The organism is Rummeliibacillus sp. TYF005 (assembly GCF_003844195.1).
Taxonomy (GTDB): domain Bacteria; phylum Bacillota; class Bacilli; order Bacillales_A; family Planococcaceae; genus Rummeliibacillus.
In genome coordinates, this window is the sequence record NZ_ML122577.1 from 19,161 (window position 1) to 30,130 (window position 10,970).

General features: G+C 35.8%; 12 protein-coding genes and 1 pseudogene. 12 read left to right on the forward strand and 1 reads right to left on the reverse strand.

What is annotated here, in order from left to right:
• The first annotated feature begins 89 nt into the window (after positions 1–89).
• Positions 90–2,693, forward strand: coding sequence for a cation-translocating P-type ATPase (locus tag CW357_RS14725; protein WP_124218441.1), 2,604 nt, complete (start codon positions 90–92; stop codon positions 2,691–2,693).
• A 301-nt stretch (positions 2,694–2,994) separates the two neighbouring features.
• Positions 2,995–4,183: pseudogene (locus CW357_RS14730) on the forward strand (cupin domain-containing protein).
• Positions 4,184–4,263: 80 nt separating this feature from the next.
• Here the strand turns inward: CW357_RS14730 and CW357_RS14735 are convergent.
• The gene (locus CW357_RS14735; RefSeq protein ID WP_124218442.1) at positions 4,264–4,851 is read right to left on the reverse strand and encodes a TetR/AcrR family transcriptional regulator; all 588 of its coding nucleotides are present in this window, start codon (positions 4,849–4,851) and stop codon (positions 4,264–4,266) included.
• Positions 4,852–5,011: 160 nt separating this feature from the next.
• Between CW357_RS14735 and CW357_RS14740 the strand changes: the two genes are divergently transcribed.
• From CW357_RS14740 to CW357_RS14785, 10 genes are all read left to right on the forward strand, one after another.
• On the forward strand, positions 5,012–5,746 hold the full coding sequence (locus tag CW357_RS14740; RefSeq protein WP_119415423.1) for a glucose 1-dehydrogenase: 735 nt from the start codon (positions 5,012–5,014) through the stop codon (positions 5,744–5,746).
• Positions 5,747–6,104: 358 nt separating this feature from the next.
• A complete protein-coding gene (locus CW357_RS14745) occupies positions 6,105–6,365 on the forward strand; it encodes a metal-sensitive transcriptional regulator (RefSeq protein ID WP_119415424.1) in 261 nt (86 codons plus the stop codon).
• A gap of 95 nt (positions 6,366–6,460) precedes the next feature.
• Positions 6,461–6,808, forward strand: coding sequence for a rhodanese-like domain-containing protein (locus tag CW357_RS14750; RefSeq protein ID WP_119415425.1), 348 nt, complete (start codon positions 6,461–6,463; stop codon positions 6,806–6,808).
• A gap of 5 nt (positions 6,809–6,813) precedes the next feature.
• Entirely contained in the window at positions 6,814–7,110 is a 297-nt protein-coding gene (locus CW357_RS14755; RefSeq protein WP_119415426.1) for a rhodanese-like domain-containing protein, read from the forward strand.
• Positions 7,111–7,207: 97 nt separating this feature from the next.
• Entirely contained in the window at positions 7,208–7,720 is a 513-nt protein-coding gene (locus tag CW357_RS14760; RefSeq protein ID WP_369973771.1) for a sulfurtransferase TusA family protein, read from the forward strand.
• A gap of 16 nt (positions 7,721–7,736) precedes the next feature.
• Positions 7,737–8,132 carry a DsrE/DsrF/DrsH-like family protein gene (locus CW357_RS14765; protein ID WP_119415428.1) on the forward strand — a complete coding sequence of 132 codons (396 nt, stop codon included), beginning with the start codon at positions 7,737–7,739 and terminating at the stop codon, positions 8,130–8,132.
• Between the two features lie 77 nt (positions 8,133–8,209).
• A complete protein-coding gene (locus tag CW357_RS14770) occupies positions 8,210–9,337 on the forward strand; it encodes an MBL fold metallo-hydrolase (protein WP_124218443.1) in 1,128 nt (375 codons plus the stop codon).
• Between the two features lie 44 nt (positions 9,338–9,381).
• Entirely contained in the window at positions 9,382–9,609 is a 228-nt protein-coding gene (locus CW357_RS14775) for a sulfurtransferase TusA family protein (protein WP_119415430.1), read from the forward strand.
• Positions 9,610–9,677: 68 nt separating this feature from the next.
• Positions 9,678–10,445 carry a sulfite exporter TauE/SafE family protein gene (locus CW357_RS14780; protein WP_119415451.1) on the forward strand — a complete coding sequence of 256 codons (768 nt, stop codon included), beginning with the start codon at positions 9,678–9,680 and terminating at the stop codon, positions 10,443–10,445.
• A 231-nt stretch (positions 10,446–10,676) separates the two neighbouring features.
• Positions 10,677–10,877 (forward strand): cold-shock protein, encoded by a 201-nt coding sequence (locus tag CW357_RS14785; protein WP_119415431.1) that lies wholly within the window; start codon positions 10,677–10,679, stop codon positions 10,875–10,877.
• The last annotated feature ends 93 nt before the right edge of the window (positions 10,878–10,970 follow it).

Below are 10,970 nucleotides of genomic sequence, written 5' to 3' on the forward strand. Positions count from 1 at the left end.
AACATTAGTTGCCGTCCAAAATGAAAAACTTATATTTTGAGATTTTGTACTAGTAGAAATATCAGAATCCATAATGAAAGGGGAAGTACATGTCGGAATATCATCAACAATCATCCGTTGAAGTCATGGAGAAGCTGGATGTAACAGAAAAAGGATTAAATAATCAAGAAGTACAAATAAGACAAGAAGAATACGGTCCAAATGCGCTTGAGGAAGGAAAAAAGACAAGTACCATAGCAGTTTTCTTTGCACAGTTCAAAGATCTTTTAGTCATTATATTAATGATTGCGGCTATTATTTCTCTTCTTTTAGGAGAAGTCGAAAGTACGATTGTTATTATGATTGTTGTCATTTTAAATGCTGTTCTCGGTACAGTTCAGCATGTAAAGGCAGAACAGTCGTTAGATAATCTAAAAGCTTTGACATCACCAGTTGCGAAGGTTAAACGAAATAACAAAATTATGGAGATTCCTTCAGAAGAAATAGTTGTTGGCGATATTCTCTTATTAGAAGCGGGGGATTATGTTAGTGCAGATGGACGACTATTAGAATGTCACAATCTTCAAATAAACGAAAGCTCGTTAACTGGGGAATCACTAGCAGTTGAAAAAAATACTGATTTAATCAAGGATGATCAAGTAGCTACTGCAGATAAAAGTAACATGGTATTTACAGGAAGCTTTGTGACCAACGGGAGAGGCAAAGTCATTGTAACTGCTATTGGTATGGAAACAGAAATTGGGAAAATAGCCAATCTACTAGATACGGCAAAAGAGAAGAAAACGCCTTTACAAGTTAGCTTAGATCATTTTGGTGAAAATCTAGCTTTAGGAATCTCGATAATTTGCTTATTTATTTTCACGATTGATATGATAAGAGGCCGTGAAATAGTAGAATCCTTTATGTTTGCTGTTTCCCTTGCTGTTGCTGCAATACCGGAAGCATTAAGCTCAATAGTGACCATCGTGTTAGCTTTTGGAACCCAGAAAATGGCGAAAGAGAATGCGATTATTCGAAAGCTTTTTGCGGTTGAAAGTTTAGGAAGTGTATCGGTTATCTGTTCGGATAAGACAGGAACACTTACCCAAAACAAAATGGTTGTCCAACAAGTATTTGTCAATCAAAAAATCATTCCGCAAGATCAACTCAATACAGAACATGAAATGGAAAGAGATCTTCTACTGATGGCACAATTATGTAGTGATGCCATAACAGGTGAAAAGAAAGATATAGGTGACCCCACAGAAATCGCTCTTGTAAAATTAGGAAGGAATTATCAGCTCGATGAAGTAGCTGTTAGAGAAAAATATCCAAGATTAGCAGAGATTCCGTTTGATAGTGATCGGAAACTCATGAGTACATTAAATCGTGTCGATCAACAAAATGTCATGATTACAAAAGGTGCGCTAGACGTCATTTTATCTAGAATAGCTAAAGTCGAAACTTCAACAGGAATCAGTTTTCTAACAGAAGAATCTCGCAAAAAGATAGAGGACGTAAACGAACAATTTTCAAAAAATGGCTTACGCGTATTAGCTATCACATACAAAAATACAAACAATCAATCAATCGATTTAAACGATGAAAATGACCTAATCTTTGTTGGCCTCATTGCCATGATGGATCCACCAAGAGAAGAGTCAAAAGAAGCTGTAGAAAGCTGTATTCAAGCGGGTATCAAGCCGGTAATGATTACAGGTGACCATAAAATAACAGCTACGGCTATTGCAAAACAAATAGGTATTTTAAAAGATTCATCAGAAGCGATAGAAGGGTATGAAATAGAAGATCTTACAGACGAACAGCTTAAAGAAAAGGTGCAAGATGTGTCTGTATACGCCAGAGTGTCGCCAGAACATAAACTCAGAATTGTTAGAGCATGGCAAGATAATGGAAAAGTCGTAGCTATGACAGGTGACGGTGTTAACGACGCACCTGCATTAAAACAATCTGATATTGGGGTTGCCATGGGAATAACCGGAACAGAAGTAGCAAAAGATGCCTCATCAATGGTGTTAACAGATGATAATTTTTCTACCATTGTAAAATCGATTGCAAATGGAAGAAGTCTCTATGCGAATATAAAAAATGCCATCATGTTCTTATTATCTGGAAATGCTGGAGCTATTTTCGTCGTTTTATATGCTACTATTTTTGCATTGCCAGTTCCTTTTGCACCGGTACATCTTTTATTTATCAATCTATTGACAGATAGCTTGCCTGCTATTGCCATTGGATTAGAACCACATAACAAAAAAATCATGAAGGACAAGCCTAGAAATATTCATCAACCATTGCTCAATAAAAAATTTACGACTCAAATGATTCTAGAAGGTATATTAATCGCAATTTCTACTATTATAGCTTTCCAAATGGGGCTTTCAACCGGTGATAATGTAGTAGCCACTACGATGGCATTTGCAACATTATGCTTGTCCAGATTAATACACGGATTTAACTCAAGGTCCAAAGAATCTATCTTTTCGATTGGCGTATTCTCAAACAAATATACTTGGTATGCTTTTATAATAGGGACATTGAGTTTACATGCAGTATTATTCCTACCAGGACTTTCTAGTGTATTTGAAGTAGCAAAGTTAACTACCTATCAATTAGGATTTATCTATGTCCTTTCCTTTATGCCATTTTTGATAAATCAGTGGTTTAAGGTGCTGTATTTTAGAGGAAAATAATCTATAACATATACCATTTTTATGCGAGTATGAGAACGAGTAAATTCGTTCCCGTATTCGCTTTTTTCATATAAAGCTGTGGACATTTATTTTCCATAGGCGCGCTTCAATAGTTGAATCCAACTCCAACAACTAATTAGGCGTAACACTAATCTAAATGACATCATAACTATATAGGGATGAGAAGCTAAACACATAAGAATGGAAAGTTAACACCACGCCGATTCCTCTTAAGATGTTGTTACATAAGGAGTGGAAGATGTTCTTTCTGTGTGCTTCACTATATTATAGGAGGATGATGATGCCAAAACCAATTGAGTTTAAAGTTTTCTCAGAGGAAATACCGGAACCGATTCGTGCAGATGGGGCTGGTGCAACGGATCCCGGACCAAGAGATATACTGCGTGCATTGGAAAATCCTGATTTACTAGTGCCACCTAAAACGGATGCCGGGACAGTTCCTAATTTAGTGTTTTCATTTTCAGATACACATGACACTTAAGCACGGAGGATGGTCTAGACAGATTTCGAATAGAGAACTTCCTGTAGCTACTACACTTGCTGGCGTAAATATGAGATTAACTCCTGGCGGTGTTAGAGAACTACATTGGCATAAAGAAGTGGAATGGGGATTTGTTACAGTAGGTAAAGCAAGAATTACATCTGTTGATCAGAATGGTAAAAATTTTATAGCAGATGTAGGTGTTGGAGGAATATGGTATTTCCCTCCTGGGATTCCACACTCTATTCAAGGGTTGGAAGAGGGAACTGAATTTTTATTAGTATTTGATGCTGGAGACTTCTCGGATTTAGATACATTTACGATTTCAGATTGGTTTGCACATACACCAAAAGACGTTTTATCTGCTAATTTTGGTGCACCTTTAAGTGCTTTCGATTGTATTCCTAAGAAAGAAAAGTATATTTACCAAGGAAAAGTTCCTGGACCTATTGATAGTGTTGCGATTCCTGATCCATTCGGCACTAGGAATTTCACACATGATTTACTAGGTCAAGATCCCATTAAATCTCCAGGTGGTACTGTACGAATTGTGGATTCTACGAATTTTAAAGTATCGCACGAAATTTCAGCAGCATTAGTAGAAATCTTGCCAGGAAGTATGCGAGAATTACATTGGCATCCCAATAATGATGAGTTTCAATATATCCTTTCTGGTCAAGGAAGAATGACAGCGTATGCGGCTGATGGGACAGCTAGAACTTTTAATATCCGTGCTGGTGATGTGGGATATGTTCCATTTTGTTATGGTCACTATATCCAAAATACAGGAAAAGAAACTCTTTGGTATCTAGAAGTATTTAAAGCACCGAAATATGCCGATATTTCTCTTACTCAATGGATGGCACTTACTCCAAAACAAATTGTTAGCAGTAATTTAAATGTTGGGCCAGAACTGATGAATACATTACGAAAAGAAAAATGGCCAGTAGTAAGATTTCCGGGATACACCTACCAGGACTTCGAATAAATCATAAAAATAGCATCGCACAAAGATTATAAGTGCGGTGCTATTTTTAGATAATAATATACGTCTTATCTTTAAATCTGTTAATGCTTGTTTCGAACAACTGCCTCGTTGAACATCTTTCCTTGTAAATATGTTAGTTTTTTTGCCATCTCTTCAGGAGAATCCTTGAAATCTTGCTGAATCCAATAGATAAAAAATCCAAGACTTCCATAAGTGGTGAAGTAGTTAAGTGCTGGAATCTCAATATCTGTTTTCTCTTCAAGTGTTAATTCGTTGGTTGAAATTTGGACTAAGCTTTCACAAAACTGATTTTGAGAACCTGGTAAGACTTCACCCTTTAAGATTAGAGAAAAAACAAACTGATTTTGATAGATAAATTCAAATATTGGGAGATGACGTTGTTCATCATTTGAAGAAAAACGTTCAAGGTTTTTAAAGGTTTTGCGAAAGTAATCAGTTAAGTCTTTTAAATAATCATCAAAAATAGAAGTTAACAATTCTTGTAGATCTTTATAATGCGAGTAAAATGTTACCCGATTGCAATGAGCGTATTGAGTTACTTCTGTAATAGAAATATCTTTCAAATCTTTTTCTTTTAATAATTGCAGTAGTGCTTTTTTTAAGTTTTTTTGTGTCCGAGCTGCACGACGATCTTCGTTATTTGTCATGGAATATCACCTATTTCATTGCTTGAATTTGAACAAATATTGAACTTATTATGGCACCTTTCTTTTTAATTGACAAATATATCATTTATCTGTTAATTTACAAATGTAGTATAAAATTATCGATTCAGAATCTCGATAACCAACATTGGAGGAATACATCATGGCTCGTTTAGAAGGAAAAGTTGCTATTATTACAGGTGCTGCTCAAGGAATGGGAGCTTCACATGCTCGAAAATTCATCGAAGAAGGCGCAAAAGTTGTATTAACAGACTTAAACGAAGAAAAAGGGAAAACGTTAGCTACTGAACTTGGTGAAAACGCTTTATTTGTTAAACAAAACGTAACAAGTGCTGAAGATTGGGCAACAGTATTAGCTGAGGCAGAAAAAGCATTTGGAGCAGTCAATGTTTTAGTCAATAATGCAGGTATTACAATGGCTAAATCGATTTTAGAAGTAACAGAAGCAGAGTATCGTCGCATTGTAGATATTAACCAAGTATCTGTTTTCTTAGGTATGAAAACAGTTATTCCTTCAATGCAAAAAGCTGGTGGTGGTTCAATCGTCAACATCTCATCTATGAATGGTATTGTTGCCGGTGCAATCGGATATACAGATACAAAATTTGCTGTACGTGGTATGACAAAAGCAGCTGCAATGGAATGCGCTCACTATGGCATCCGCGTAAACTCTGTACACCCAGGTGTCATAGCAACGCCAATGGTTGTTCAAGAGGATACAAAAGCTGCCGTAGAAGAATTTTCAAAACATATTCCACTTAAACGTGTAGCACAATCAGAAGAAGTTTCAAACTTAGTTCTTTACTTAGCATCTGATGAATCTAGCTACTCAACTGGTTCAGAATTCATCGTTGATGGCGGATTAACAGCAATGTAATGGTTCGTTTCGAAAGAGTACATTCCTTTGGGGTTGTACTCTTTTTATTTGCAATATTTTAGTAGTCATTTGCAATACTTAATTGCTCTTCTGATCAATTTATCCGCTCCTGATGCCATTTAATTAGCTCTTGGAAAGAAATAATCCGCTCCAAATAAAAAAGTATCCGCTCTTACAACAACTTAAGTCCTGCAAAAGCCCAGCAAACACAATCATCTCTGTGCTGATTGCCCTTCATACTAAAGAAAATACCCAATTAAAATAAAAAAATAATTTTTTCTGTTGACACTATACCTATAGGGGTATATTATTAGTCATGTAATACGAAGCCAGCGACATGAAGAAAGGAGTGTGTGAAATGACATATGATAGCAAGGTTGTAAATCGTATTAAACGAATGGAAGGCCAATTAAGAGGAATTCTACGTATGATTGACGAAGAAAAAGATTGCAAAGAAGTCGTTACACAACTTTCTGCTGTACGTTCTGGCGTAGATCGAACGATTGGCGTAATTGTAAGTGAAAATTTAGTTACATGCGTACAAAATTCGGAAGGTGATCCGGCTGTAGTGAATAACTCTATTCAAGAAGCAGTGAACCTTCTCGTAAAGAGTCGATGATAACGAAGTTTTTATTTTCATTTTTATATACCTATGCGGGTATATGTATTATAATGAAAACGAGAACTTAAGATAAAGTTAGGGGAGGGAACATGATGGAAGTAGCTGTGATTATTATCTTGGTAATAGCATTTATCGCATGGCGAATGATGCCAACGAAAGGTGTTAAATCCATTTCTACAGAGCAGTTAAAATCGATACTTAATGATAAAGATAAAGTTTTTATCGATGTTCGCACACCTGGCGAGTATAAAGGACGAAATATTCGCCAGTTTAAGAATATACCACTTGGATCTGACCTTTCGAAATTACCGAATAATAAGGAAATTGTAGTAATTTGCCAAAGTGGAATGCGCAGTAGTCAAGCATGTAAACAATTGAAAAAATTAGGCTATGAAAAAATAACGAATGTCCGTGGTGGCATGAGTGCATGGAGAGGGTAAATAACATGAAAGAAATATCTGTTCAAGAAGTACAAAAACGCTTAGAAAACGGCGAAGCATTAAACTTAATTGATGTTAGAGAAGTAGCAGAAGTAAAAGCTGGCCATATTCCAGGAATCGTCAATATTCCATTAGGATTATTGGAAGCAAAACTACCAGATTTAGATAAACACAAACCATATATCATGGTATGTCGTTCAGGTGGTAGAAGTGGTCAAGCAACAGCATTCCTAGACTCTCTAGGATATGATGTAACCAATATGGTTGGCGGAATGTTATCTTGGGAAGGTAATGTTGAATAATTTTATGAAATATTTTATACCCTACAAGGTATAAGGAGGAATATTAACTTTGGTTAAAGCAGATGTACAATTAGATGCTAAAGGATTGTCATGCCCAATGCCAATCGTCAAAACAAAAAAAGCGATGAGTAATTTGGTAGATGGACAAATTTTAGAAATTCAATCAACAGATAAAGGCTCAAAAGCAGATTTACCTGCATGGTCAGAATCTGTTGGTCACCAATATATTGGTGTAACAGAAGAAGATGGCGTGTTATTTCACTATATCCGAAAATGTTCAAATGATACAGTAGTTGAAAAAACATACGAGCCAACGATCTCCATTGAACAAATTGAAGAACGCGCAAAAAATGGCGGTCTTATTTTAGATGTTCGTGAAGAAGCTGAATATGCATTTGGTCATATAAATGGTGCAAAATCAATTCCAATGGGCGATTTAGATGAACATTTGGATGAATTAGATAAAGACCAAGAAATCTATGTCGTTTGCCGAACAGGAAAACGTAGTGATTTAGCAGCTCAAAAACTAGCCAAAGCTGGATTTACAAAAGTATATAATGTCTTACCAGGTATGACAAACTGGCAAGGCGATTTAACAAAAACAATATAATTTAGGGGGAACTTAAATGTCAAACAAAGTAGCAATTATCGCAAGTAACGGTGGTCTTTTCGACGCATACAAAGTATTCAATATCGCAACTGCAGCAGCAGCTTCAGATAAAGAAGTAGAGATTTTCTTCACTTTTGAAGGACTTAATCTTATCCACAAACAAGCAATGCAAGCATTATCAATGCCTGAAGGAAAAGAATTTATGGCAGAAGGATTTGCAAAAGCAAATGTACCAAGTATTCCAGAATTAGTGGAAATGGCTCAAGAACTAGGTGTTAAATTTATCGCTTGTCAAATGACTATGGATATCATGGGACTTACTAAAGAAGACTTCATCGATGGAATTGATGTTGGTGGCGCAGTAACATTCCTTGAATATGCAAAAGATGCTTCACCTACATTAACTTTTTAATTTTGACAATACTAATGGGAGAGCAAATAAGCTCTCCCAATTAAAAAGATGAAAATATACCTACGGGGGTAATTTGAATGACTATAGAAAAATGGCCAGCAAGCAAAATAGCTCGCAAAGTAATTGAAAATCAAAAATTATTTATATTAGATGTACGTAATCATGATGCTTTTGAAGACTGGAAAATTGAAGGTCATCAATTTGAATATTTGAACATTCCTTATTTTGAATTACTAGACGGCATTGAAGAAATCTTACCGAAGATTCCTACTGATCAAGACGTTTTAGTTGTATGTGCAAAAGAAGGTTCTTCAAAAATGGTAGCAGAAATGCTTTCTGATGCAGGCCGTGATGTTGCATATCTAGAAGGCGGTATGAAATCTTGGAGTATGCATTTAGAACCAATTAAAGTTGGAGATTTAACTGATGGTGGTGAAATCTATCAATTCGTTCGTCTTGGAAAAGGCTGCTTATCTTATATGGTGATTTCTGGAGACGAAGCTGCAGTTATTGATGCAGTACGTTTCAAAGATGTATTCCTTGAATTTGCAAAAGAAAAAAATGTAACAATCAAACATGTCTTTGATACACATTTACATGCAGATCATATTTCTGGTGGACGTCAAATTGCTGCTGCAACAGGTGCAAGCTATTATCTTTCACCAAAAGATGCAGAAGAAGCAGTATTTGACTATACAGCACTTGAAGATGGCCTAACTGTACAAGTGGGAACATCAAAAATAGAAGTAGGCGCACTTTATTCACCAGGTCATACAATTGGCTCAACATCATTTGTGATCGATAACAAATATTTACTAACAGGTGATATCTTATTTATCGATTCAATTGGTCGCCCTGACTTAGCTGGATTTGCAGAGGATTGGGTAGGCGATCTTCGCGAAACTTTGTATCGTCGTTACAGAGAATTAGCAGAAGATTTAATCGTGTTACCAGCTCACTTTATGATTATTGATGAATTAAACGAAGATGGTACAGTAGCTAAACGCTTAGGTGACCTATTCGCAGAAAATCATGGTCTAAATATTAAAGATGAAGCTGAATTCCGTTCAGTTGTAACAGAAAATCTACCACCACAACCAAATGCATATCAACAAATTCGTCAAGTGAATATGGGTAAAATAACACCTGACCAAGATGAACAAACAGAAATGGAAATCGGTCCAAACCGTTGTGCAGTTCGATAAAACTGCAGTAATAATTTGTGAAAAGATTGACGAGGAGAATAATAATGAATTCAAATAAAGTAGTAGATGCAAAAGGATTATCATGTCCTATGCCGATCGTACGTACTAAAAAAGCTATGGATACACTAAATACAGGTGAAGTCCTAGAAGTAAATGTAACAGATAAAGGTGCACTAGCAGATTTTCCAGCTTGGGCAAAAGCAGGTGGTCACACTGTTTTAGAACATACTGAAAATGATGGTGTCATCACGTTCTTTATTCAAAAAGGTTAATAAAGGAGGCGAGTTTTCAATTGAGAACTCGCCACTTTTTACAGAAAGAAGGAAATGAAGTGGATATTATGTATATCCTAGTTTTATTTGCAATTGGTCTAACTGGTTCATTTGTTTCGGGGATGTTAGGAATTGGTGGAGCCATCGTAAAATATCCACTCTTATTATATGTTCCACCACTATTTGGTTTTACGGCTTTTACAGCACATGAAGTGTCTGGCATTAGCGCTTTAGATGTATTTTTTGTATCGATTGCTGGTGTTCTTGCTTTTAAAAATGGTGGCTACTTAAATAAGAAACTTATTGCCATTATGGGGACGGCGGTTTTATTTGGTACATTAATCGGTAGCTTTGGGTCCGATCATTTATCTGAAGCAACAGTTAATATAGTGTATGGTGTACTTGCGCTTCTTGCGGCGATTATGATGCTCATTCCGAAGAAACAAATCGATGATATCCCACTTGATCAAGTAAAATTTAATGCGCCATTAGCAGCGATTTTAGCATTTTTTGTTGGAATCGGGTCAGGAATAGTTGGAGCCGGTGGTGGCTTCTTGTTAATACCAATCATGCTTCTCATTTTACGTATTCCAACAAGAATGACAATTGCATCTAGTTTAGCTGTAACATTTATCTCATCGATTGCAGGTTCTTTCGGAAAAATTGTAACTGGACAAATCGATTATCTCCCAGCAGTTATTGTCATTATTGCTGGACTAATCGCAGCTCCGATTGGTGCAAAAGTGAGTAAGAAAATGAATACTAAACTGTTGCAACTCTTTTTAGCTGTTCTAATCTTAGTTACAGCTATTAAAATTTGGGCGGATATATTATAGATAGAATGACAAGCTGAGAGTCAAAGAAAAAAGATATTCAAAAAATAATCCTGTTTTAGTGGACAAATGAAAGAAAATTATATATAATTAATACAATAGTTAATTGAACTAATCGGAAACAAAGCATTCACCTTCAAAAATGATTGTGTTTGTAACGATCATTTTAAAAGGTGATTTTTTTATCTCTATTAGAAAATGAATTAATTAAATTTATTATTGGAGGTCATTTAAATGACACAAGGTACAGTAAAATGGTTTAACTCAGAAAAAGGTTTCGGCTTTATCGCTGTTGAAGGCGGAGACGATGTATTCGTACACTTCTCAGCAATCCAAGGCGAAGGCTTCAAAACATTAGAAGAAGGTCAAAAAGTTGAATTCGGTATCGAAGAAGGCAACCGTGGACCACAAGCTACTAATGTAACTAAACTTTAATCTTTAGTAGATTAATATTACATTAAATATAAAAGGCATCCTTTATAGGGTGCCTTTTTTTCGGTGCGCCCAGCATGAACGTAATCTATAGGG